Origin of the sequence: Francisella sp. Scap27 (assembly GCF_013394105.1) — a bacterium.
GTDB classification, from domain to species: Bacteria; Pseudomonadota; Gammaproteobacteria; order Francisellales; family Francisellaceae; genus Francisella; species Francisella adeliensis.
Map to the genome: position 1 here is coordinate 1,141,460 of NZ_CP041326.1, position 23,939 is coordinate 1,165,398.

A 23,939-nucleotide genomic window follows, 5' to 3' on the forward strand; every position below is an offset into this window, starting at 1 on the left:
CTTCCTCTTACCACCAAGGTCCTAGACCAAATCTTACCATGCAGGCAACGACAACAACCCATACAAATGTAAGTGGTATAAATATTTTCCAACCTAAACGCATAATTTGGTCATATCTGTATCTTGGGTAAGTAGCTCTTATCCATAAAAACATAAACATAAATATACCTGTTTTGCCAAACAACCACACTGTTCCTGGAACCCAGTCAAACAGGCTTTGTAAAGGAGTGGCTTCAAACGGTGAATGCCAACCTCCCAAAAACATAATTGCTGTCAAAATACTTATCAAAATCATATTTGCATACTCTGCCAAGAAGAATAATGCAAATCTCGATCCTGTATACTCAATATGATGTCCTGCGACAATCTCAGACTCACCTTCCACCACATCAAATGGCGCACGGTTTGTCTCAGCTAAGCCTGATATGAAGTAAACGATAAATAAAGGGAATAACGGTATAAAGAACCAGTGCCAAATTCCGCCACTTTGTGAATCAATAATTCCAGTGATTCCCATAGAACCTGAAGCTATAACAACACCTACAACTGCGAAACCCATTGCTAACTCATAAGATATAACTTGAGCCCCTGCTCTTAAAGCACCGAAAAGAGAGTATTTACTATTTGATGCCCAACCAGCAATTACAATTCCATATATAGAAAAAGATGTCATCGCCAAGATATAAAGCAAACCCAAATTCATATCTGAAAGTACAACTCCTGGTGCAAATGGTATTACAGCCCAAGCAGCATAAGCAGGAGCAAATGCTAATATTGGAGCTATAAAAAACAAGTATCTATTTGAATTTGTCGGTATGATTATCTCTTTCAAAAAAAGCTTTAAAGCATCCATAATTGGCTGCAACAAACCAAAAGCACCTACTCTATTTGGGCCTAAGCGGTCCTGCATATAACCAATCACTTTTCGTTCAGCATATGTGTAATAGGCAACAACTAAAATCAAAGGAATTATAATAAGCAAAGAATAAAGAGCTATCCAAAGAATATATGTCAGCATATTATTCTCCTCCTTCTAAAAGTTTAAAAGTCGTGTTATCGGCAAATAATATATCTTTAACCAACTTACGTGGTATTAAAAAGTTCTTTGCTTGAAGAGACTCGTCAACAGTTACATCAAGCTCAATATCATTGTCTATGTTATAAACTTTGATTTTACCAGTTTGCTTTTTTAAACCCAGCTCATCAGCAAACTCTTGAGAAATTCTAACACCCTTAAACCTTTGAGCATCTTTTGTAAGCTGTAATGGTTTAGATCTTCTAAGAAGACTTGTTGAATCATACATTGGGTTAGATACAACAAAAGCTATCTCTTTCTGAATATCTAGATTCGCATTTAATATCTTTGTAATATGATTATGACTTACGCGCGCTCTTGTTTGATAAGCATCTTCAGTAACTTCTGATATAGCATTATAATCAAAGTCATCTAATCCTAAAAGATTACCTAATACACGCAATATTCTCCATAACTCCTTATTTTCAGCATACGGCTTAACAGCTTTATCAAATTTGCGAACATTACCAAACATATCTATGAAACTACCTTGAGTCTCATAATGAGTCGAAACTGGTATTATTATATCCGAAGTATCTTTTGTGAACTTATCTGCAAATGATGTAAAAGATACAACAACATCTATACTATCCATTGCTTCTCTAAGTTGCTCTTCACCATAAACACTATCTGCCGCCAGCTCTGTATGAGCAGTCAAAAGAAGCTTCGTTTTAGTCTGAGAGTTTAAGCACTTATAAGTACTAAAGTCTGATTTAGATGAACTTAAAATCCTATCAGCAGCTATAGAGTTTACATTAGTCGCTAAAAAGCCACCTTTAATATTAGCCACTTTCTCTAAAATAGAGAATATATCAAACACAGTTTCAAAAGCAGAGTTACCAATAATGTCTTGACCTATAAAAATCTTTGGATTATCTGCTGCTATGATTCTATCAGCTACCTCTCTTACTTGAGCAACTGGATCAACTTTACGTAAAAGCTCATCTAACTCACCGTAAGCTATATTTGAACGCACAAAAATAGCTTTTAACAAAGATAGTGCAATATAAGTAACATTATCTGCAGCATACTCAATCTGATCAACATCATAGTTAAAGTCGTAGTTGCAAACATTCCATGCTGCCACCCTAGCTTTATTATTATCTACAGCATTTTTAATTGCCACATTAACTAGAGGGTATTCTTTTCTTATGTTAGAACCAAATACCAAAATATAATCACTATTTTCAATATCTTCTAATGAGCAGTTTAAACCTTTACCGGAACTTACACCTGAAGTATCTGCATTTTGTCTAACTCTAGCATCAATATTGGTTGAACCGATACTTGCTAAAAGTTTTTTCATTAAAAACATTTCTTCTGAAGTACCTGTTTCAGAAACTATAGCTGATATTGCCTCCGCTCCATCTTGCTCTTTAGTTTTTTCGATAGCAACTTTAACAAAATCCAAAGCCTCTTCCCAAGATACATCGACCCAATCACCTGATTTCTTAATCATTGGTTTTTGGATTCTATCTTCGCTATATAGCCCAGCATACTCAAACCTATCTCTATCTGCGATCCAAGTTCCAGTAATTTCACTTTCTCTTGGAACTACACGGATCAACTTATCTCGATACACATGAGCATCTAAATCTACAGCTAAAGCATCTCCACCTGAAGTTGCGGGAAATTGTTTTAATTCCCAAGGTCTTGCTTTGAATCTAAAAGGCTTAGAAGTGAGTGCTCCGACTGGACACAAATCAATAACATTTCCAGACACTTCAGAGTCAACCATATCCCCAGCAATATAAGTACTAATTTCAGAGTGATCTCCGCGACCCATTACACCCAGCTCTTTTACACCAGCGACTTCTTCACCAAAACGCACACAACGAGTACATAATATACATCTTGTCATGTCTGTAGCAATAAGAGAACCTAGACCTGGATCTGGAACTGCTCTTTTGGACTCTTTATAGTCAGATGTCGTTTTACCGTAACCCATCGCTATATCTTGTAGCTCACACTCACCACCTTGATCACATATTGGACAATCAAGCGGATGGTTTATAAGCAAAAACTCCATCACATCTTTTTGCATCTGTAAAGCAGTTTCTGAGCGAGTCTTAACCTTCATGCCCTCCATTACTGGAGTAGCACATGCAGGCGATGCACGCCTTGCACCCTCAACATCCACCAAACACATACGGCAGTTTGCTGCTACAGATAGCTTTTTATGATAGCAAAATCTAGGTATGTAGATACCGTTTGCATCTGCTATTTGAATTATTGATTGATTAGGCTCAGCTTCAAAGCTTTTACCATCAATCTCGATATTTATTTTTTTGGATTCTTTATTGTCTGACACTGAAACCTACTCCAATCAACTATTGATCCACTATACTTTTACCACTATTCTCAATCATATACTCAAACTCATGTCTAAACTTTTGAATATAACTTTGTACTGGCCATGCTGCTGCATCGCCTAGCCCACAAATAGTGTTACCCTCGATATTCGTTGCTACCCGCGTAAGAGTATCAATATCTTCTAACTCACCATCACCGTCAATTATACGATGAAGCGCGCGAGCTAACCAACCAGTGCCTTCTCGGCACGGTGTACACTGCCCACACGACTCTTCATAATAAAACTCAGCTAATCTGGCAAGTGTTTTTACCATACAAACAGTTTCATCTAGCACTACTACAGCACCTGATCCAAGCATCGAACCAGCAGAACCTATAGATTCATAATCCATCGTAACACCCAACATTTCTTCACCTGTTAAGATTTTTGATGAACTTCCTCCAGGAATTACTGCTTTAATTTTATTACCATTACGCACGCCACCACACATTTCCAGAACCTCAGTAAATGGGGTTCCTAGGCTTATCTCCATCACGCGTTGATTCACTACATGACCTGAGATACAAAAAAGCTTCGTTCCTCCACTTTTCTCTGTTCCAAGCTTGCTAAACCACTCTCCACCATGCTGTAAAATAGCCGGCACAGAAGCAAATGTCTCTGTATTGTTGATATTTGTTGGCTTACCATATAATCCCACAAACGCAGGAAATGGCGGTTTGAATCTTGGGCGACCTTTTTTACCTTCCAACGATTCTAAAAGAGCCGTCTCTTCACCACATATATAAGCACCTGCACCTATAACAGAATACAAATCAAAAGAAATTCCTGAAGATTTAATGTTTTCTCCTAAAAGACCGGCCGAATAAGCTTCTCTCAAAGCATCCTCAAACCTTTCAATCGGCTCATAAAACTCACCACGAGTGTAATTGTAGCCTTTAGTAGCTCCAACCACATAGCCTGCTATAGCCATACCCTCTATAAGCTGATGGGGATTATTGCGTAAAATCTCCCTATCTTTACAAGTACCAGGCTCACCCTCATCTGAGTTACAAACCACATACTTTTGACCAGGCATACTACGAGGCATAAAGCTCCATTTCAAACCTGTTGGGAAACCAGCACCACCACGACCTCTGAGGCCAGACTTTTTTAGCTCATCTATTATTATTTCTGGTGAAATTTTTTCAGATATAATTTTATTCCAATAAGAATATCCACCTACAGATAAATAAGCCTCTAAACTATATGGCTTATCTAAATGCATTGTACGAAAACAAACTTCATTTGCCATTTATCAACTACTCCAAAGAATCAATTATTTGATTCACTTTTTCTATAGTTAAGTTTTCATAAAAAACTTTATCAACCTCAAGCATAGGTGAACCACAACAAGCTCCCTGGCACTCAACTTCTTTCAAAGTTATCCTGCCATCTTTCGTAGTCTCACCTGGCTTTACCCCAAGTCTTTTTTCAACATGATTCAAAAGCTCATACGCTCCATTAAGCATACAAGACACATTTGTGCATACATTCAGTTTGTGCCTACCAACAGGCTTCAAATCATACATACAATAAAATGTCGAAACCTCATACACATCAACCTTACTCACACCTAAGTATTCAGCCAATGCAGTTTGTAAATCATCAGTCAAAAAACCACCATTTTCGTCTTGCAATATATGCAATCCTTCTAGTATTGCTGATCTTTTTTGATCCTCAGGGAATTTTGCTAAAACCCTATCTATATTTTTTTTCGCTTCTGGCGATATTAATTTTACTAAAGACATTTTTTCCTACCTATCCACATCACCAAATACTACATCTATCGTTGAGATCATAGCTGGAGCATCTGCTAGCATATGCCCTGACAACATCTCATCTAATGCACTAATATGCGCAAAACCTGGCGCTCTCATTTTTAACCTATAAGGCTTATTTGCACCATCAGACTTTATGTACACCCCAAACTCACCCTTAGGATGCTCTGTTCCAAGATAAACCTCACCTTCAGGAGTACAATACCCTTCTGAGAAATGCTTAAAATGATGAATCAACTCTTCCATATCATTTTTCATAGAGTTTCTTCTTGGTGGAGTCACCTTATGGTTTTCAGACAATACAATGCCTGGATTAGCTCTCAACCAATCAACACACTGCTTAATGATCTTATTTGACTCACGCATCTCAGCCATTCTAACTAGATACCTATCATAGCAATCACCATTAACGCCAACAGGAATGTCAAACTCTAACTTATCATAAACCTCATACGGCTGATTTCTTCTAAGATCCCACTCAACCCCACTAGCTCTAAGCATTGGACCTGTAAAACCAAGCTCTTTTGCACGCTCAGCAGTCACAATACCAATATCAACATTTCTTTGTTTCCAAAGACGGTTATCTGTAAGCAGAGTATCTATTTCATCCAAGGATTTCTCAAAATCAATAACAAATTTATCTAAGAAATCAAGCATACTGCCGTCGCGTTGCTTATTTAAGCGCTTAGTTTTTCTTTTGCTTGAGAACCTACTTTCTTTATATTGAGGCATTTGTGTAGGCAAATCTCTTGCAACACCACCTGGTCTAAAGTAAGCAGCATGCATTCTAGCTCCAGAAACTGCCTCATAACAATCAAAAAGATCTTCTCTAATTCTAAAAGCATATAGAAATACTGTCATCGCACCCAAATCAATACCACAAGCTGCTGCCCATAACAAATGATTCAGAAGTCTTGTCATTTCCGCAAACATTACTCGAATATACTTAGCTCTCTCAGGCACTTCTAATTCTAAAAGCTTTTCAATCGCCATAACATATGAGTGCTCGTTACACATCATTGAAACATAATCAAGTCTGTCCATATAACCAATACTTTGATTGTATGGCTTAAATTCAGCTAATTTTTCCGTCCCTCTGTGCAATAGTCCCACATGAGGATCTGCTCGAACAACACTCTCACCGTCGAGTTCTAAAATGAGTCTCAAAACACCATGTGCTGCCGGGTGAACAGGACCAAAGTTTAATGTATAATTTTTATATTCTGCCATTTCTTAAACCTATTATGTTTACTCGCCACGAACTACTCTAGCAGTATTAACCCTATCATCAATCTCAACAGGCTCATAAACCACCTTACCCAAACTCTCATCATAACGCATTTCTACATAGCCCGTCTGAGGAAAATCTTTTCGCAATGGATGCCCAACAAAACCATAATCAGTAAGAACTCTTCTTAAATCTGGATGGTTATTGAAATAAATCCCAAACATATCATAAACTTCTCGCTCTGACCAGTCTGCTGATGACCAGATATCACTCACAGAATCAACCAAGATTATCTGAGCATCTTTAAGCTTGCACTTAACTCTAAGACGCACATTATTTGACATACTCATAAGTTGATAAATAACCTCAAACCTATTATCAAAACTAGTTATCTTAACATCTTGCTCACGACCTCGCGAGAATCCTGTTTGCGAAACAACCTTACCAACTTGCCAGTCAGACTGACCATAAGTCAAATAATCTACAGCCGTAATATCTGTAAGTTGTTCAAACAAATAATCTTTCTTCAACTTACTCAAAATCATGTATATATCACGCTGATCTCTTATGACAACATTTAACTCTTGATTTGCAATGGCAAACTCAACACCAAAGCCAGATAGAATTTTCTTAAGACTATCAAGATGTTGATCTAAAGAAACACTCATAACTACTTCCTCGCTATAGTGTTTGTTCTAACAATCTTATTCTGCAACTGAATAATCCCATAAACCAAAGCTTCCGCTGTTGGTGGGCATCCCGGCACATAAATATCTACAGGCACAATTCTGTCACAACCCCTAACCACAGAATATGAATAATGATAATATCCGCCTCCATTTGCACATGACCCCATTGAGATCACCCATTTAGGATCAGGCATTTGATCATAAACCTGACGCAATGCTGGAGCCATTTTGTTACACAAAGTACCTGCAACTATCAATACATCAGACTGCCTTGGAGAGGGTCTAAATACCACACCAAATCTATCAAGATCGTATCTTGCAGCACCAGCGTGCATCATTTCAACCGCACAACAAGCCAAGCCTGTGGTTACTGGCCATAAAGATCCTGTTCGCACCCAATTAATAAGTGCGTCTGCACTTGCAGTTATAAAGCCTTTGTTTTCGTTTCCTATTCCCACTCTAAAGCTCCTTTTTTCCAAGCATATATTAGGCCCAAAAATAACACTCCCAAAAATATAATCATTGCAAAAAACGCATGATTAGATATAGCTGGCATTGTTGCACTAGCTCTAAGGTTTATACCCCAGGGAATAATAAATGCCAGCTCTAAGTCAAATATCAAAAATAGCACTGCTATTAAATAAAATCGCACATCAAGCTTCTCTCTTGCATCACCAAATGCAGGGAAGCCACACTCAAACGTCTCTCCCTTTGTCTTACTGGGATTGTTAGCCCCAACTACTACAGATAAAACTTTACCTACAACAGCAAAAACAACCCCTAAACCAAAAGCGATTATTAGAAAAATTAATATTGGTGCAAACTGCGCATAAATGTTAGTACTCATGAATTGAAAACTATAAATACAATTAGTGCCCCCATATTAGCATATTTTAGATGCAAGTACAAAGAGTAAAGACTGCAGTTAAAAAGGTCGGCTCAATCCTATAAATAGATTTTTACTACTTTGACATAGCTTTATTACTGACTCCACAATCCTCAAACTTTCGCTCCGATAAAAATATCCCAAGAAGAGTCGCAAATATAAAAACAGTCATTTGCACCGTAATAAAGTAATCAAAAGCACACCCAATAAAAAAAGATATCGCTAAAATTCTAAGACACACCTTAGTATCTTGACTAAGGTATTTCGCTTCGTAGAACAGCATAACAAAAAACATCAAAAGCATTGCACCTGCGACAATACCACCTCTAAAAACATAACTCAGGAATTCATCATGAGGCATTATGCCACCATTCAACACTGAGTTGTTTGCCCTCAACTCATCACTTCTCTCTATCAATTGTGAAGTACACTCTTTAACATCAAGCTTATTAGTCCCATACCCACAACCGAAAACAAATACTGTTGGATAGTTTTGAAGAACTTTGATAGAAGAGTAATAATAAAGTAATCTCAACTGTGTTGACGCTAAACCTAAATCTTCAGCTACTACCTGCTTATTATTATGTGAATCAAAGAATACAGTCATTTCCTTATATGTTTCTGTAGTTCTATCATTGAAAATACTTGAATATCTATATGTCCCAACCAGTAATGTGAGAATGACTAAAACAGTAACTATAATCATATAAAGCAGACGCCTGAAACTATAATTATTTTGATGTGCATAACGCCTCACCAGAAAAAGAGCGAAGTAAATAAATGCAGCAAACTCTATTAGGTAACCTGCCTTACTTCTATTTGCAAACAGATCAACAAAAACAATAGTTATAGTGAGCAACATTAAAAGTATTTTAGATATAGTCTTCTCCGAACGCCCCATTTTAATAAGAATCATAATAGAAACTATTGGCAAGCTTATTGCAACTACAGATTGCATTACTGAGCCACCCCTCACTCCCTTATAAAAATCACTAATGATAAAGCCAGCACCATGCATGTATCTATAGACATATGCAATTAAACTAACTATAGCAAATACAGAAACGATAAAAATGAAAAACTTAATAAGCCAATCTCTTACCTTAACACTCCTAGATAAAAAATGCGTCAAAGCAAGAACATAAACAACTACCAATATAGGGTTTGAAAAACCAAAGAGTGACTTCGCCATAAACTCCTGATTAATTACCATAACATAAATCATTTGAATATTTATGATAATTCCAGCTAAAAACAAATAAAACAAAGAGCGATTCTGCCTTAGATCTTTAAAAGAAAATTTACCCGAAAAGAGATATAGTGCCATGACCACTATCACTCCTATTGACACTCCAGCCCTAGCGAACAAAAAGACACTAAGAAGTGCAACCGTTACAGCAGTTGCAATAAGAATTGAATAAACACGGTTAATAGAGGTTAGTTCCATTTAAATTCTACTACTCAATCAAATACTCACTTAAAAATCATTATATCAGAACTCTACACCCTTTAGAATAATTATACAAAAACGTGACATGCGTTGGCTTTTACAGAATTAACGATCTCTTCATATACAAACTTTCGTTAAATAAATTTAATTAGCATAAAGTAGACTTTATAAATTTCTCGACTATACTAATCTAGTATAAATGTTTTTATATTCTTATATATCATTATGTTATACAAACAAGTAAAGACTGTTCTGAAAATACCGCGACACACAGTATATTCATTAATCATATATAGCTTACTGCTGGGTTTTCTATCTTTAACAATACCTGTTTCAGTACAAACTCTTGTAAATCTTGTTGGAGTAAGTTTATCCATAAGACCTGTTATATCCTTAATAACCATTCTATCAATACTATTGACGGCAGCATTTTTTGTAAGGATATTCCAAGTGAAATTAGTGGAGCATATACAGCGAAAAGTCTTTATTGAAATAGTGTTTAGAGTCGTATCTTGCGTTTACAAGATAGATTTCAACGACTTAAAAGATGTAAATGTCAGAGAAAAACTAAACAGATTGTTTGAACTAAAAGTTCTGCAAAAATCAGTATCTATTATGTTTATGATTTTACTAGATATTTTCTTACAAACACTTTTCTGCGTAATTATTCTAGCCTTCTATCATCCGATGTTTTTGGTGTTTGACATACTACTAATCACCTGTATATTTTTATCTATATTTCTGCCATTAAACGCCGGTTACAAACAAAGCCTCAAAGAGTCTGATGTTATATACGATATTGTATACTGGTTTGAAGAAAAGACATCTGAATTCTTATCGTTTAGGCAACGTCCAATGAACAACTCTGTTGAGCAAGTTGATAATAAGTTATGTGAATATATCAAAGCTAGAGATGGTTTTTTCAGCGTGATGCTAAAGCAACATATTTATATAGGCTTAACCTATATTTTCATGAATATTCTACTACTTGGAATAGGAAGCTACCTCATTATTCAGGGACAACTTTCAATTGGTCAGCTAATAGCTGCCGAACTATTAGTAAACATAGTCCTTTTAGGTTTACTAAAATTCAGCCAATATCTTAATGATTGCTACGGGTTTTTAGTTGGAATTAAGAAGATAAAAGATTTATTAGATTTAGCAAAGAAAAATGAACCGCAAAAGGCAAATACCAGTATTGCTGATATTGAAGGTGGAATTAGGGTTTTAGAAATTGAGCTAAACACTAGTGAAAAATACTTATTAGATTATACTAAGCAAAATCAATACAATCTTGCATTAGAGACAAAAACAGCTCAAAGTCTCTTGAATGGACTTTTTACGAACTGCGCTGAAGAAGTTATCAAAATAAATAATGTTTGTATTAGCAATTACTGTCCCGAAACTGTAGGCAGAGATATTCATATAGCTTCTGGTATAGAGGTGATAGCTGGATCTGTTTTAGACAATCTTTGTGAAGGTGAATACTCGCATGACAAACTGAAACTTTTGAGCGAATTGCTTGAGCTTTTTGACATACAATTCCTTGAAAAACATTTTCAGAAAAAAATCGATTCTCAGCTAATAAAGTATGATTTGATGTTTGATACTCTTGTTGTATTAAAAATGAATGTTATTCGAGCTATACTTAAATCCCCTAAACTACTGATTTTAGTGGACTCGTACGGTTTAACAAAAAGAAATGGTGACAAATCTATAATTCAAAGTTTAAGTGAATTAGATATTGCTACCCTTATTGTTTCAATTAAATAGGAGGATCTTATGCAAAAAAAATCATATCAAATGCTAAGAAAAGATCCTAGCTTTAAGAAAATAATGTTTTTAGTTCTCATTTGCATAATAGGCATAGGTGTTGTGCTTGCTATGATTCCATGGCAACAAACTGTTGATGGCTATGGAGAAGTCACCACGCTTTCACCATCGGATAGACAGCAAAGTATTTCAGCTCCCATCGGTGGTAGACTTGGAAAGTGGTATGTTTTTGAAGGAGAGAAAGTCAAAAAAGGTGACCCAATAGTTGAGGTGCTAGATTTAGATCCGGAAGTTGTCTTAAGGCTCGAGGAGGAAAAAGCTGCAATCGAGTTAGGTATTAAATCATTTAAGCTTGCAATAGAAAATGCAAAAAGAAACATTAAAAGACATAAATACTTGGTAGAAAAAGGAGCTAGTACCGCAAGAGTCTATGAACAAGCTCAAATGGAAATGGTGAACTATACAAAAGAATTAGCTAAAGCAAATGTTGACTTAGCCAAAGTAAAAGTGCAGATTGCCAGACAAGACAGCCGTATGGTTAAAGCCCCCACTGATGGAGTGATTGTTGATCGCATCCATGGTGTCGGTGGTGTAATTGTAAAAGACAGTGATACTCTTGCAACCATTGTCCCAGAAAGTAAAGGACGTATAGTTGAGCTTTGGATAAATAGTATGGATATGCCCCTTGTTAATGTTGAAGATAAGGTTATGCTGCAATTTGAAGGCTGGCCTGCTGTACAGTTTAGCGGATGGCCACAAGTTGCCATAGGAACTTTTGAGGGTGAGGTACTATTTATTTCTCCCCAAAATAACGCTACGGGTCAGTTTAAAGTATTTATAAAGCAAAGCGGTAAAAGAGATTGGCCAACATCCGATGTTTTACGTCTAGGAACTAAAGTTCATGGTTGGGTGCTACTTAATGATGTAAGCTTAGGTTTCGAAATGTGGCGCAGATATAATGGCTTCCCTATCAACCTGAACAGCAGTCAACTACATATTGGTATGAACAAAAATAAATCTGTAGTGAAACCAAAAACGTCTGCTACACTTGGTGAACAAATACAAAGTCAACCATCTAATATAAAATAGTCTTATATAGCTTTTTTTATTATCTTTTCTACTTTATAATTTCCTTCGTATTTATTTCTAAAATATTTAGGTGTCAAATGGATAAAAAACTAGTAGAGCATATTGCTAAGCTTTCAAGCTTTGAGCTTACAGAAAGTCAATTAGAGCAATACACAAACGACCTTACAAATATCTGTGAAATTTTAGATACTGTAAAAGATTACGATGCAAATGGTGTTGAGCCGATGATATCTCCAATCACTACAGAATTTAAGTTCAGAGAAGATGTAGCAAGTAAGCAAGACAATCGTGCGGATTTTGATAAATTTGCCTGTGAAGTCACAGATGATTATTTTATGGTACCGCAAGTGGTTAAGTAGGAAAGTATGTCATATATAAAAAAATTAAGACAAAGGTTAGATAATAAAGAAATCACAGCTGTTGAGCTGATGAATGATTATCTTGCAAAAATTCAAAAATATGATGGTGAGATAAATTCAGTTATCACACTAGCAAAAGGTGAAGCTTTAAAAGAAGCACAAAATGCAGACAAAATCATTGCCGAAGGTAAGCAAACAACACTTACAGGTATACCTATTTTGCATAAAGATTTATTTTGCACTAAGGGTATAAAAACTACAGCAGCTTCAAAGATGCTAGATAATTTCATTGCACCCTATGACTCTACTGTTACAAAAAAGTGCAAAGAGCAAGGTATGATTACATTAGGTAAGCTCAATATGGATGAGTTTGCAATGGGCTCTACTAATGAATACAGCTATTATGGGGCTGTAAGCAATCCTTGGGATAATTCACGCGTACCAGGTGGCTCATCTGGTGGCTCGGCTGCTGCTGTTGCGGCAGGATTATCTCCAGTAAGTACTGGTTCAGATACAGGCGGTTCAGTAAGACAACCAGCTAGTTTTTGTGGTCTTACTGCAATGAAGCCAACTTATGGTAGTACTTCAAGATTTGGTATGGTAGCGTTTGCATCATCATTTGACCAAGCTGGTATCTTTGGGCACTATGCAGAAGATGTGGCTATTATGCTTGATACTATTTCAGGGGATTGTGAGTTTGATTCTACTTGTGTGGGTGTGGCAGATAAGCATTTCACAAAAGATTTAGATAAAGACATTGCAGGAAAGGTTGTAGGTGTTGATGAAAGTCTAATGAAAGATTTGCCTGAGCAAATGCAAGAGGCTATTCAAAACACTTTAGATAACCTAAAAAATCAAGGTGTGGTTATCAAACCTATCAAAGTGCCTGACTTAAAAGAAGCTTTATCAACTTACTATATAATCACTCCAGCAGAAGCTGCAGCTAACTTAGCAAGATATGACGGTGTGAGATATGGCTACCGTAATGAGCAAGCAAAAGATTTAGAAGAGCTTTATAGATTCTCTCGTACTGATGGTTTCGGTGAAGAGGTTAAGCGTAGAATTATGATTGGTAACTATGTTTTAGCATCTAGCCAATATGATTCATATTACAACAAAGCTCAACAACTACGCCAAGTTATGACAAGTCAAATAAATGAAATATTTGAAACAGTTGATGCTATATTTATGCCAGCAGCACCAAGTGAAGCTTTCAAAAAAGGTGAAAAACTAGATCCTGTGTCGGCGTATCTTTCAGATGTATACACTATCCCTGCAAATATCTCTGGACTACCAGCGATTTCATTCCCTATTGGTTTTGTGAATGATTTACCTGTAGGCGGTCAATTTATGGCAAAAGCGTTTAACGATAGTGTATTGACACAGTTAGTTACACAATATCAAAGAAAACACTCTGTAGAAGAGTTTATTTTAGAGCAAGCGAGGATTTAGTATGAACTGGGAAATGGTTATCGGACTTGAAGTCCACATTCAGCTTAGTACAAACTCTAAGCTTTTTTCAAATTCTGCAACAAAGTATGGTCAGCATCAAAATACACAAGCTGCATTTTTAGACTTAGGTTTACCAGGGACTTTACCTGTTGTGAACAAGGAAGTTATTCGTAAAGCTACGATGTTTGGTTTAGCTGTTGATGCGACAATTTCAAAAAATAGTTTTTTTGCTAGAAAAAATTATTTTTACCCAGATTTGCCAAAAGGATATCAGATCAGTCAATCTACAAACCCTATAGTACAAGATGGTAAGCTAGATATCACTACTTCAAAGGGTGATAAATCTATCCGTATAGAAAGAGCCCATCTTGAAGAGGATGCTGGTAAGTCTGTACACGGTTATGTAGCTGGAGAAACAGGTCTTGACTATAACCGTGCAGGTACTCCACTTTTAGAGATTGTTACTCATCCTGATTTTAGATCTGCTGAAGAAGTTATAGTTTATCTTAAAAAACTTCATCAACTAGTTAAGCAATTAGGTATTTGCGATGGTAATATGCAAGAAGGCTCATTTAGATGTGATGTAAACTTGTCTATTCGCCCATTTGGTCAAGAAGAGTTTGGTACAAGAGCAGAGCTTAAAAACATCAACTCATTTAAATTTATTGATAAAGCTATAGATTATGAATACAACCGCCAAATTTCGGTATTAGAAAATGGTGGTGAGGTTGTACAAGAGACGCGTCTTTATGATGCTGATGCAAATGAAACTCGCTCTATGCGTGCAAAAGAGGACGCTTTTGATTATAGATACTTCCCTGACCCTGATTTATTACCACTGATTATTACAGATGATTATATTGAGTCGGTTAAAGCAGATATGCCTTTAAGTCCAGAAGATCGAGAAGCATTGTACCGTAACCATTTGGCTGATCAAGAAGTAGAGTTTTTACTATCAAACTTAGAGATTGCTAACTACTATGATAAATTAATCACTAAGCTTGACTATAAAATTGCATATAACTGGGTTACTGTTGACCTAATTGCAACACTTAATAAACTAGGTAAAGAGTTTTCTGCTGAAATAGTGCCTAGCGAAATACTTTTAGATATTGTTATAAGTGTTCAAAAAGATGTTATATCACAAGCTAACGGTAAAAAAGTAATTGCAGGGTATATTGAAGCCCCTGACAGTGTTAACATTATTATTGAAAGATTAGGGCTTAAGCAAGTTTCTGATGAAGGCGCTATCCGCGAGCTAGTGCAAGGTATCATCACAGCAAACCCTGGACAAGCTGCAGATTTTAAAGCAGGTAAAACTAAACTAATGGGTTTCTTTGTTGGCCAAGCTATGAAAGCAAGTAAAGGCAAAGCAAACCCTAAACAAGTTAACCAAATAGTTATTGATGAATTAAATAAATAATCTTAAAAGAATAGAGGTCTCTATGAATAACAAATACTACTATGATTTAATGAAATTGAACGTATTAAGCAGTAACTATGTCGAAGAAGCTTATAAAATAGCATGGGAAGGAGATGTTTACCCTTTTTTCCACGATAGTGTTTACGAGTTCCATCTAGAAGTAGCAAAGCAATTTAATAGAGCTGATGAAAAAAACATGAATAAACTATGCGAACTTTTAGATAATTTCATTGATGAAACTTCAGACTTTACAAACTTCGAAGTAAATATTGAAAAAATCGCAGGTAAAGGCAATGTTTCTTATGTACTACACTATATATTTGCTTCAGGTCAATATAAGCAATTATTAGAAAACCTTAAGCCTAACCATATTCACTTCTCACAGCACTTTATTGATCGTTTTAAAGCAAAAGGATACTGGTAGATAAATACCTTTTCCACGCTGTAAACTTACTTCTATAGATTCAAAAGCACCAACAAACAACAGCATAACCTTTACTTATATATTTAATAAAACTTATATATTTAACTTTCCTAAGTTTTAATGAGATACTAGCCTCAGAAAATAAAACACAATAAAGGTTCTAAAATGAAAAAACTTATCTCTATCTCAATTATTCTTATAACAACTCTATCTGCTACTAGTGCTTTTAGCTACAATGTAAACCAAGTAAGTACATATAATTCAAATATTTCATATGCAGCACCTGTTATGGATTTTAGCTAACCCAGGAGGCTTAACATACCACCTACGAATAAATTTCTATTAGCGAAGTTAAGATTTTTTTCTGCACAAACCTCTAAAGATAACCCTAACACTAAACGATACAATCTCTTATTTTCACAAGAAGAATTTTATACCAGTCCCAATACAAAATGAGATATTTATTACAAATAACCTATTCAAAAAATGAGTGAAAATCAAAAACCCCACTCATAAGTTTTTCTTATATTCATTATAAATATAATGTATTTTTATTTATATAAAAAAGGTGAGATACTAACCTCAGAAAATAAGAAATAATAAAAGATATTAAAAAAGGAAATTTATTATGAAAAAATTAACTTCTATCTCAATACTACTAATCGCAACTCTATTCACTACTAGTGCTTTTAGCTATAATGTAAACCAAGTAAGCACTTACAATCAAAACATCTCTCTTGCTGCCCCCACTATGGACTTTAGCTAATCTATTTCACTAACTATACCATCTACGAATAACCTCAACCACCCCTGGTGACATAAACTCTTTATCATCAAGATCAAACCACTTAATTTCTGAAATTTCAGCACAAGGCTTTATTTCTTGAGTGATCTCTGATGCAAAACACTGAATTGAAACTGTATCTGTTCTATCGTGATTATCAGTAACTGTCTCACCGAGATAACTTATATCTGGAGCTTGTAAAGTAACGCCCAGCTCTTCTTTAACCTCTCGTAAGACTGCCTCACCAGCAGACTCTCCTGAGTCAATTTTACCACCGGCGAAATACCAAATAGTATTATCTCTAACTCGTACAAGAAGGATTTTGTTGTCTTTTACACACACTAATGCTGCTGTTTTTATCATAGTTGTATTTAAGTCTTTTGCTATAGGTATCTAATTATAGTAGATTTTACATTAATCAATACTAGTGAGCTACCCACAGAGTTTAAAGCGACTAAAATAAAATTTTTAACAAACACCTACGATAAGAGCTAACTCGATAATAATCTACTCTCTATCAAGGTTGATGTGTATAATTATAGTAATCCTAAATTTCACAAAAAAATAACATGAACCTTTCTAAATGCGTAAAAACTCGCTATACAACAAAAGCTTATAACTCATCAAAAAAATTAACAGCTGAGCAAATCCAACAAATAAAAGATATTCTTAGATTTACACCATCAAGTGTAAACTCTCAACCATGGCATTTTATATTAGCCACTTCTGAAGAGGCAAAAGCTAAGATTGCTAAGTCTGCCGAAAACATTCACCCTAAAAATGTAACAAATATAAAAGATTGTGCTTTAGCTATCGTACTTTGCTATAAGACAGATATTGATAATAACTACCTAGAAGAGCTTATTGCTCAAGAGAAAAAAGATGGTCGCTTCCCTACTGCTGAATTTGAAAATATGCAAAGAGGTGTGCGTGAGAAATTTGCATTAGCATACTCAGATAGACCACAGGAACTACAAAATTGGGCAGAAAAACAGGTTTATATAAGCCTTGGTAATCTTTTACTTGGTTTAGCAGGGTTAGAGTTAAATGCTACACCGATGGAAGGTATTGAACCACAAATAATAGATAAAGAGTTTAACCTAGAAGAAAAAGGCTTAAAAACTTCAGTCATTGTAACAGTTGGCTATAGCTCAGAAGAAGATTTTAATGCAAAGTTACCTAAATCAAGACTTCCTGAAGAAAAAGTTTTCACTGAAGTTTAACTACTAAAGTTACGCAATAGGAAATATCTATGCAAAACAATCTACAAAAAATCACATCTCTTGATGATATGCGTAAAGTTTATCACCGTAAAGTCCCTAAGATGTTTGTTGACTACTGCGAGTCAGGCTCATGGAAACAACAAACGCTGAAGTACAATCAGCAAGATTTTGACAAATACCTCTTTAAGCAAAAAGTTCTTACAGATATACAACATCGCTCTCTAGAAACTAAAATCCTAGGACAAAAGTATAAAATGCCTCTAGCATTTGCTCCGATAGGCTTACTAGGAATGCAACATGCTGATGCCGAGATTCATGCTGCCCGTGCTGCTGAAAAATTTGGTATTCCATTTACTCTATCAACAATGTCTATCTGCTCTACTGAAGAAGTTGCAAAACACACAACCAAGCCTTTTTGGTTCCAACTATATATGATGAAAGATAGAAAATTTATGGCAAATCTCATAGCAAGTGCAAAGCATGCTGGTTGTAGTGCATTGGTACTAACTGCTGATTTGCAAATGCTTGGTAATCGTTATGCTGATATAAAAAATGGCTTAACTGTACCACCAAAGCCAACCCTTAAAAACCTAATCAATCTAAGTACTAAAATGCCTTGGTGCTTAAATATGCTCAAAACTAAAAATAGAACTTTTGGTAACATTGCAAACCATGCTGAAAACAAAGATGGTTTTGCATCTTTAGGTAAATGGACAAGTGAGCAGTTTGATTTAAGTCTGAATTGGCATGATGTTGAATGGGTACAAAAGCAATGGGATGGTCCGATGATTATCAAAGGTATCATGTGTACTGAAGATGCTATTATGGCTCAAAATACAGGTGCTGATGCAATAGTTGTATCTAACCATGGTGGTCGCCAACTTGATGGGTCTCCATCTAGTATCTCGGTCCTAGAAGAAATCATTGGTGCTGTAGACACTAAACTTGAAGTTATGATTGATAGCGGGGTTCGTACAGGTCAAGACCTACTCAAAGCAAAAGCCCTAGGTGCAACGGCTGGGATGATTGGTAGACCTATGGTTTATGGTCTTGGTGCTTATGGTGAAAAAGGCGCTCAAAGAGTTTTAGAAATATTCTATGAAGAAATCGATAAAACTATGGCATTTTGTGGGCATACAGATATTAATGAGGTTGATAGGTCTATATTGATAGATGTCGATCAAAGTTTTTTAAGATAACTTATGCTTTACTAGATTCTTTTCGTTATAAGAGAATGCTTAAGCAACCCACCTTTTTGCAGCCATTGAACGCTAAACCTTGGGTTTTTCTTGCTTCTATATGCTTCATATATATCGTATAATCCTTTTGCTTCAAGAAGAGATATATTTATATCTGGATCCAGTTCAGCATGCTCAATAAAATCATCTGTAAAATCAGGTGCTATAACTAAAACCTGTGTCACATTTTTTCCATGTTGTTCACATAACTTCACATATGACTTTGTCTGTCTTGCTACCGATGAGTAACTACTATACCCTCTGCCTTTATATGTTTTCATTTCTCCAACTATCACATCATCATCACTTGTTGAAATTATTAAATCCGCTTTATCTTTAACTGTATTAATTTCTGACCTTAACTCTTCGTCAACGTTAAGTCCCAACTGCTCAAGCATGCTTCTAGTTGCTTCTTCAAATTTAATCCCTATTTCAGCCTCACTCAGATTCAATCCCTTAGCATTTAATGAATTAACATCTCTGCTTGCAAGCAAGCTATAATTTTCTATTAGTTTATCCGTAGCATCATTAAAACTATTAATAATGCTCTCTCTAACATTCCCTCTATTACTTAAATCGAAGGACTTAGCAATAGCTTTAATATCATCATTATCAACAATATAAAGAATATCATATGGTGTGATTGATAATTGTCTTAGTCTAGTTGAATCAATTTTTTCAACTGACTCTATTTCAAACTGTTCTCTTATCAAATCATAAAAAAAGTCTTTCGATTTTTCTTTATTGAAATATTCATTTAACTTTTCAAGACATTCATCATACCCTGCTGAGCTAAGAACATTTGACTCAATCTTTGAAATATTTTTCAAACTATCTATTATGATATCTATTCTAGATTCAACTGTAGAGCCTATTGTTTTAGTCTCAATATTTAAATCATCGATTAGTAGTTTCAATCGTTCTTTTCTTTCATTTTGGGTAGCACCATCGTTAAACATGTATGCAGAGAGGATTTTTCTAATATCTAAGCCTAAGTGGACTATATTATTAATTTTATTTACTCTCTCAACGCCTCTCATTTTTTGATTCTGACTTTTTAAAACATTTGATAGCTCAGCATCAGATAGCGTTCTTAAGATTCTAATTAAATATTTATCAGATATAGCTTTGCCTTTAATATCATTGAGTATTTCAACTATTTCATCCGCAATATAAACAGTTTGCTCTTTATTTTTTACAAAAAGGAGACCTAAGCACCTCAACTCATTTAAATAATCAGAAATAGTGTTTTGTTTGCAGCATGGTCTTACCATATATTCAATAACCACTTTATCATCATGATTTATATCAAGCTTATCAGACAGTACATTGAGAATACTTCTTTCATCATTGTTTATTTTAGGCTCTTGATTATTCCTAATATCATTATTATAAGCTTCTTTTAGACATGAAAAATATACATTCATTCTACCTTTGTAAGTTAAAAGGTCAGTTTCTGTATTTTGTATTGTAGATAATTCTTTTACTTTAACCTCAAGCCTTTCAATATCTTTATGATATAAGGCTTCTATCCATGAGACTCGAGCCACAGAGTTTCCATCTCTGCTTAATATATCAGTCAATATACTTATACTAGGGTTTATATAAGATAATTTCTCGAGGAGATATTCTTCAAAGTAAGGTTTTGCTTGTTTAAATAATGCAACAATTTCTTTATTTGTTGCTTGCTTAATCTGATCATATTTTTTTGAAATATTATTCTCTTGAATAAGATTATCAATAACGTTGATAAATTTATTTTTCTCAACTTGATTCAAATTTGACAATACACTTTCTAACTTCATAAAGAACTCCTTAAGAGTTTAAAACTACTAAACCAACTCCTCTTTCTTCTCAAGAGTCTTCGCATACAAATCTTTATACTTAGTAAGCTTGTCTTTCTCTGCAGCAACCACACTTTGCGGAGCTGATGATACAAATCTCTCATTAGAAAGCTTTTTCTCTACTCGCTCAACTTCTTTAGTTAGCTTATCAAGCTCTTTATCAAGTCTTGCTAGCTCTGCTTCTATATCGACTAATCCCTCTAATGGAATGTTTAGCTCAATCCCCTCAACAATTTGTGACAATGAAGTCGGAGGTGTAGAGTTTATAGTTATTGCATTAATTCTAGCTAACGCCTTTATAAACATTTGTGTAGAGTTTAAAAGCTCTTCACTCCTACTATCAAGCTCTTTGATAATTAACTCAACTCCTAATGATGGTTTAACACCTACTTCACTACGCATATTTCTAAGTGTTGAGATAATATTTTGTGACCAAACTACCGAACTAGTAGATTTATCATCTTTAAGAGACTCATCAAACTGTGGGTATGCAACATCCATAATTGAAGTTTGAGCATTATCAAGATGAGTTTTTAACTGCTGGTAAATACTCTCTGTAATAAACGGTATAAGCGGATGAGCTAAAGCTAAAATATTCTCTAATACTTTTGCAAGCGTGAACTTAACGCCATTTTTTTGAGCATCAGAAAGGCTGGCATCTTTTAGCGATACTTTTGCAAACTCTACATACCAGTCACAGTAGTTATTCCACACAAAATCATAAATAGTATTTGCCACTAAATCAAAACGATAGTTCGCAATATGCTTGTGTACTTCAGCTACAGCATTATTTAAAGCACTCCAAATCCATTTATCTGCAACATTTAGCTCATAGTTATCACAAACCTTATAACCATCAAGATTCATCATTACAAATCTTGAAGCATTCCAAAGCTTGTTACAGAAATTACGATAGCCCTCTACTCTAGGAGTATCAAAACTAATATCACGAGAAGTAGATGCTAATGCAGCAAATGTAAATCTTACAGCATCCGAACCATAAGCATTTATACCATTTGGAAACTCTTTACGCGTAGCTTTCTCAATCTTTGCTTTCATTTGTGGTTGCATAAGACCTGTAGTTCTTTTTGCAACTAAGTCTTCTAGTGAGATACCATCTATCAAATCAACAGGATCAAGTACATTACCCTTAGATTTAGACATTTTTTGACCTTCGCTATCACGAATAAGCCCTGTAATGTAGATATCTTTAAACGGTATATCATTCATAAAATACATACCAAACATCATCATTCTAGCAACCCAGAAAAATATAATATCAAACCCTGTCACAAGTACACTTGTAGGGTAGTATTTAGCTAGCTCAGGAGTTTGCTCAGGCCAACCTAGCGTACTAAATGGCCACAATGCAGATGAAAACCAAGTATCAAATACATCGTTATCTTGACTAAGCTCTACGCTATCTGCTAGATTGTGCTTTTTACGAATTTGTTCTTCAGATTCTCCAACAAATACATTACCATCATTATCAAACCAAGCAGGGATTCTATGACCCCACCAAAGTTGACGCGACACGCACCAATCTTGTAAGTCACGCATCCATGAGTAGTAAGTGTTTTTCCAATTATCCGGCACAAATCTAACTTTACCAGACTCTACCGCTTCTAATGCAGGTTTTGCAAGTACATCAGCTTTTACAAACCATTGCTTTGTAAGGTATGGTTCTAATACTTCGCCTGTTCTATCGCCTGTAGGCACTTTAAGATCATGTGGCTCTATCTTATCTAAAAGACCAAGAGCATCCATATCAGCAACAATCTTTTTACGCGCAACAAATCTGTCTAAGCCTTGGTATTGACTTGGTACTTTATCGTTTAAGTTTGCATCATCAGTTAAGATATTTAAAAGCTCAAGATCGTGGCGTTTACCCATCTCATAATCATTGAAATCATGAGCAGGCGTTATTTTCACACAACCTGTACCAAAATCTTTTTCAACATAATCATCAGCAATAATTGGAATTTGTCTATCTGTAAGTGGTAGATTTATCATCTTACCAACTAAATGTGTATATCGCTCATCTTCTGGGTGTACAGCTACTGCCATATCTCCAAGCATTGTCTCTGGGCGTGTTGTAGCTATTACCATTTTTTCATCACTATCAGCTATAGGGTATACAAAATGCCAAAGCGAACCTTTTTTGTCTATCTGAGCAACTTCTAAATCGGATACTGCTGTTTTAAGCTTAGGATCCCAGTTTACAAGTCTCTCACCACGATAAGCAAGTCCATCCTCATATAATTTCACAAATGACTTAGTTACAGCTTTTGATAAGCCCTCATCCATCGTAAATCTCTCACGCTCCCAATCTGGAGATGCTCCGATTCTACGCATTTGAGATGTAATAGTTCCACCTGAAAGCTCTTTCCATTCCCAAACTTTATCCAAGAAACTCTCACGACCTAAATCATGACGAGATATTCCATCAGCATTTAGCTGTCTTTCTACAACCATTTGAGTTGCAATACCTGCATGGTCTGTCCCTGGTTGCCACAAAGTGTCTTTTCCACACATACGGTTATAACGAGTCAGAATGTCCATCAACGACATCTGAAAACCATGCCCCATGTGTAGCGTACCTGTCACATTTGGAGGTGGTAACATTACTGAAAATTTTTCAGCGGAATTGGTATTTCCACATGCAAATTTACCGCTTTCTTCCCAGTTTTTATAGTTGGTCTGTTCGATTTCTTTTGGGTTATAATTTTTGTTTATTTCTTGAGTCATGTATACAACCGTAAATATGTAGATTATTAGAAAATTTATGATGGTAATTTTAGCAAGGTTCAGTTGAAAAATATAGACATATGGTTATACATAAAAATTAAAGTAAGTCTTTTTATAAGACTA

At 35.3% G+C, this 23,939-nt stretch carries 23 protein-coding genes; 10 read left to right on the forward strand and 13 right to left on the reverse strand.

From position 1 onward, the window contains the following. Positions 1-7: 7 nt before the first annotated feature. The 10 genes from nuoH to FLM55_RS09495 all read right to left on the reverse strand — a co-directional run bounded on the left by nuoH (position 8) and on the right by FLM55_RS09495 (position 9,836). Positions 8-1,018, reverse strand: coding sequence for an NADH-quinone oxidoreductase subunit NuoH (gene nuoH, locus FLM55_RS05570; protein WP_178948391.1), 1,011 nt, complete (start codon positions 1,016-1,018; stop codon positions 8-10). A 1-nt stretch (position 1,019) separates the two neighbouring features. Next, positions 1,020-3,386: an NADH-quinone oxidoreductase subunit NuoG gene (gene nuoG, locus FLM55_RS05575; protein ID WP_178948392.1), complete on the reverse strand. Its 2,367-nt coding sequence runs from the start codon at positions 3,384-3,386 to the stop codon at positions 1,020-1,022. A 19-nt stretch (positions 3,387-3,405) separates the two neighbouring features. Further along, positions 3,406-4,680, reverse strand: coding sequence for an NADH-quinone oxidoreductase subunit NuoF (nuoF, locus tag FLM55_RS05580; RefSeq protein ID WP_178948393.1), 1,275 nt, complete (start codon positions 4,678-4,680; stop codon positions 3,406-3,408). Between the two features lie 7 nt (positions 4,681-4,687). Continuing rightward, positions 4,688-5,176 carry an NAD(P)H-dependent oxidoreductase subunit E gene (nuoE, locus tag FLM55_RS05585; RefSeq protein WP_178948394.1) on the reverse strand — a complete coding sequence of 163 codons (489 nt, stop codon included), beginning with the start codon at positions 5,174-5,176 and terminating at the stop codon, positions 4,688-4,690. Positions 5,177-5,182: 6 nt separating this feature from the next. Beyond that, a complete protein-coding gene (locus tag FLM55_RS05590; RefSeq protein ID WP_178948395.1) occupies positions 5,183-6,436 on the reverse strand; it encodes an NADH-quinone oxidoreductase subunit D in 1,254 nt (417 codons plus the stop codon). Positions 6,437-6,454: 18 nt separating this feature from the next. Continuing rightward, positions 6,455-7,102 carry an NADH-quinone oxidoreductase subunit C gene (locus FLM55_RS05595; RefSeq protein WP_178948396.1) on the reverse strand — a complete coding sequence of 216 codons (648 nt, stop codon included), beginning with the start codon at positions 7,100-7,102 and terminating at the stop codon, positions 6,455-6,457. Between the two features lie 2 nt (positions 7,103-7,104). After that, entirely contained in the window at positions 7,105-7,581 is a 477-nt protein-coding gene (locus tag FLM55_RS05600) for an NADH-quinone oxidoreductase subunit B family protein (RefSeq protein WP_072713368.1), read from the reverse strand. Beyond that, a complete protein-coding gene (gene ndhC, locus FLM55_RS05605; protein WP_178948397.1) occupies positions 7,572-7,970 on the reverse strand; it encodes an NADH-quinone oxidoreductase subunit A in 399 nt (132 codons plus the stop codon). Before ndhC ends, FLM55_RS05600 begins: the two co-directional genes overlap by 10 nt. A gap of 115 nt (positions 7,971-8,085) precedes the next feature. Next, complete coding sequence (locus FLM55_RS05610) at positions 8,086-9,456, reverse strand: O-antigen ligase (protein WP_178948398.1); 1,371 nt, start codon at positions 9,454-9,456, stop codon at positions 8,086-8,088. 188 nt (positions 9,457-9,644) lie between these two features. Then, positions 9,645-9,836, reverse strand: a complete 192-nt coding sequence (locus FLM55_RS09495) for a hypothetical protein (protein WP_256868850.1) — start codon at positions 9,834-9,836, stop codon at positions 9,645-9,647. Between the two features lie 73 nt (positions 9,837-9,909). Between FLM55_RS09495 and FLM55_RS05615 the strand changes: the two genes are divergently transcribed. From FLM55_RS05615 to FLM55_RS05650, 8 genes are all read left to right on the forward strand, one after another. Next, on the forward strand, positions 9,910-11,232 hold the full coding sequence (locus FLM55_RS05615; protein WP_256868851.1) for an ABC transporter ATP-binding protein: 1,323 nt from the start codon (positions 9,910-9,912) through the stop codon (positions 11,230-11,232). Between the two features lie 9 nt (positions 11,233-11,241). Further along, positions 11,242-12,321: an HlyD family secretion protein gene (locus FLM55_RS05620; RefSeq protein ID WP_178948400.1), complete on the forward strand. Its 1,080-nt coding sequence runs from the start codon at positions 11,242-11,244 to the stop codon at positions 12,319-12,321. A gap of 77 nt (positions 12,322-12,398) precedes the next feature. Then, positions 12,399-12,680, forward strand: a complete 282-nt coding sequence (gatC, locus tag FLM55_RS05625; RefSeq protein WP_178948401.1) for an Asp-tRNA(Asn)/Glu-tRNA(Gln) amidotransferase subunit GatC — start codon at positions 12,399-12,401, stop codon at positions 12,678-12,680. A gap of 6 nt (positions 12,681-12,686) precedes the next feature. After that, the gene (gatA, locus tag FLM55_RS05630; protein ID WP_178948402.1) at positions 12,687-14,132 is read left to right on the forward strand and encodes an Asp-tRNA(Asn)/Glu-tRNA(Gln) amidotransferase subunit GatA; all 1,446 of its coding nucleotides are present in this window, start codon (positions 12,687-12,689) and stop codon (positions 14,130-14,132) included. Between the two features lies 1 nt (position 14,133). After that, on the forward strand, positions 14,134-15,555 hold the full coding sequence (gatB, locus tag FLM55_RS05635; RefSeq protein WP_178948403.1) for an Asp-tRNA(Asn)/Glu-tRNA(Gln) amidotransferase subunit GatB: 1,422 nt from the start codon (positions 14,134-14,136) through the stop codon (positions 15,553-15,555). A 22-nt stretch (positions 15,556-15,577) separates the two neighbouring features. Next, complete coding sequence (locus FLM55_RS05640) at positions 15,578-15,979, forward strand: hypothetical protein (RefSeq protein WP_178948404.1); 402 nt, start codon at positions 15,578-15,580, stop codon at positions 15,977-15,979. A gap of 165 nt (positions 15,980-16,144) precedes the next feature. Next, on the forward strand, positions 16,145-16,282 hold the full coding sequence (locus FLM55_RS05645; RefSeq protein ID WP_178948405.1) for a hypothetical protein: 138 nt from the start codon (positions 16,145-16,147) through the stop codon (positions 16,280-16,282). 325 nt (positions 16,283-16,607) lie between these two features. Continuing rightward, a complete protein-coding gene (locus FLM55_RS05650) occupies positions 16,608-16,745 on the forward strand; it encodes a hypothetical protein (protein WP_162699167.1) in 138 nt (45 codons plus the stop codon). Positions 16,746-16,754: 9 nt separating this feature from the next. Here the strand turns inward: FLM55_RS05650 and FLM55_RS05655 are convergent, their stop codons facing one another. After that, positions 16,755-17,126: an NUDIX domain-containing protein gene (locus FLM55_RS05655; RefSeq protein ID WP_178948406.1), complete on the reverse strand. Its 372-nt coding sequence runs from the start codon at positions 17,124-17,126 to the stop codon at positions 16,755-16,757. A gap of 206 nt (positions 17,127-17,332) precedes the next feature. Here FLM55_RS05655 and nfsB point away from each other — a divergent pair, with 206 nt between their 5' ends. Together nfsB and FLM55_RS05665 are read left to right on the forward strand one after the other, a co-directional pair. Beyond that, positions 17,333-17,986, forward strand: coding sequence for an oxygen-insensitive NAD(P)H nitroreductase (nfsB, locus tag FLM55_RS05660; RefSeq protein ID WP_178948407.1), 654 nt, complete (start codon positions 17,333-17,335; stop codon positions 17,984-17,986). Positions 17,987-18,015: 29 nt separating this feature from the next. Continuing rightward, a complete protein-coding gene (locus FLM55_RS05665) occupies positions 18,016-19,185 on the forward strand; it encodes an alpha-hydroxy acid oxidase (protein ID WP_178948408.1) in 1,170 nt (389 codons plus the stop codon). 11 nt (positions 19,186-19,196) lie between these two features. On the opposite strand, the gene FLM55_RS09425 is transcribed toward FLM55_RS05665, so the two are convergent. Both FLM55_RS09425 and FLM55_RS05675 read right to left on the reverse strand, forming a co-directional pair. Then, positions 19,197-21,029: a hypothetical protein gene (locus FLM55_RS09425; RefSeq protein ID WP_218644476.1), complete on the reverse strand. Its 1,833-nt coding sequence runs from the start codon at positions 21,027-21,029 to the stop codon at positions 19,197-19,199. A gap of 27 nt (positions 21,030-21,056) precedes the next feature. Next, positions 21,057-23,816 (reverse strand): valine--tRNA ligase, encoded by a 2,760-nt coding sequence (locus FLM55_RS05675; protein WP_178948409.1) that lies wholly within the window; start codon positions 23,814-23,816, stop codon positions 21,057-21,059. Positions 23,817-23,939 lie beyond the last annotated feature (123 nt).

What these genes read in the sequence shown, in the direction of transcription:
- gatC (WP_178948401.1), top strand. Translation starts at nt 12,399, where the DNA reads ATGGATAAAAAACTAGTAGAGCATATTGCTAAGCTTTCAAGCTTTGAG.
- FLM55_RS05595 (WP_178948396.1), bottom strand. Translation starts at nt 7,102, where the DNA reads ATGAGTGTTTCTTTAGATCAACATCTTGATAGTCTTAAGAAAATTCTA.
- nuoH (WP_178948391.1), bottom strand. Translation starts at nt 1,018, where the DNA reads ATGCTGACATATATTCTTTGGATAGCTCTTTATTCTTTGCTTATTATA.
- ndhC (WP_178948397.1), bottom strand. Translation starts at nt 7,970, where the DNA reads ATGAGTACTAACATTTATGCGCAGTTTGCACCAATATTAATTTTTCTA.
- nuoE (WP_178948394.1), bottom strand. Translation starts at nt 5,176, where the DNA reads ATGTCTTTAGTAAAATTAATATCGCCAGAAGCGAAAAAAAATATAGAT.
- FLM55_RS09495 (WP_256868850.1), bottom strand. Translation starts at nt 9,836, where the DNA reads ATGGATAAACTTACTCCAACAAGATTTACAAGAGTTTGTACTGAAACA.
- FLM55_RS05610 (WP_178948398.1), bottom strand. Translation starts at nt 9,456, where the DNA reads ATGGAACTAACCTCTATTAACCGTGTTTATTCAATTCTTATTGCAACT.
- gatB (WP_178948403.1), top strand. Translation starts at nt 14,134, where the DNA reads ATGAACTGGGAAATGGTTATCGGACTTGAAGTCCACATTCAGCTTAGT.
- FLM55_RS05640 (WP_178948404.1), top strand. Translation starts at nt 15,578, where the DNA reads ATGAATAACAAATACTACTATGATTTAATGAAATTGAACGTATTAAGC.
- FLM55_RS05665 (WP_178948408.1), top strand. Translation starts at nt 18,016, where the DNA reads ATGCAAAACAATCTACAAAAAATCACATCTCTTGATGATATGCGTAAA.
- FLM55_RS05650 (WP_162699167.1), top strand. Translation starts at nt 16,608, where the DNA reads ATGAAAAAATTAACTTCTATCTCAATACTACTAATCGCAACTCTATTC.
- FLM55_RS05655 (WP_178948406.1), bottom strand. Translation starts at nt 17,126, where the DNA reads ATGATAAAAACAGCAGCATTAGTGTGTGTAAAAGACAACAAAATCCTT.
- FLM55_RS05590 (WP_178948395.1), bottom strand. Translation starts at nt 6,436, where the DNA reads ATGGCAGAATATAAAAATTATACATTAAACTTTGGTCCTGTTCACCCG.
- gatA (WP_178948402.1), top strand. Translation starts at nt 12,687, where the DNA reads ATGTCATATATAAAAAAATTAAGACAAAGGTTAGATAATAAAGAAATC.
- nfsB (WP_178948407.1), top strand. Translation starts at nt 17,333, where the DNA reads ATGAACCTTTCTAAATGCGTAAAAACTCGCTATACAACAAAAGCTTAT.
- FLM55_RS05645 (WP_178948405.1), top strand. Translation starts at nt 16,145, where the DNA reads ATGAAAAAACTTATCTCTATCTCAATTATTCTTATAACAACTCTATCT.
- FLM55_RS05620 (WP_178948400.1), top strand. Translation starts at nt 11,242, where the DNA reads ATGCAAAAAAAATCATATCAAATGCTAAGAAAAGATCCTAGCTTTAAG.
- FLM55_RS09425 (WP_218644476.1), bottom strand. Translation starts at nt 21,029, where the DNA reads ATGAAGTTAGAAAGTGTATTGTCAAATTTGAATCAAGTTGAGAAAAAT.
- FLM55_RS05675 (WP_178948409.1), bottom strand. Translation starts at nt 23,816, where the DNA reads ATGACTCAAGAAATAAACAAAAATTATAACCCAAAAGAAATCGAACAG.
- nuoF (WP_178948393.1), bottom strand. Translation starts at nt 4,680, where the DNA reads ATGGCAAATGAAGTTTGTTTTCGTACAATGCATTTAGATAAGCCATAT.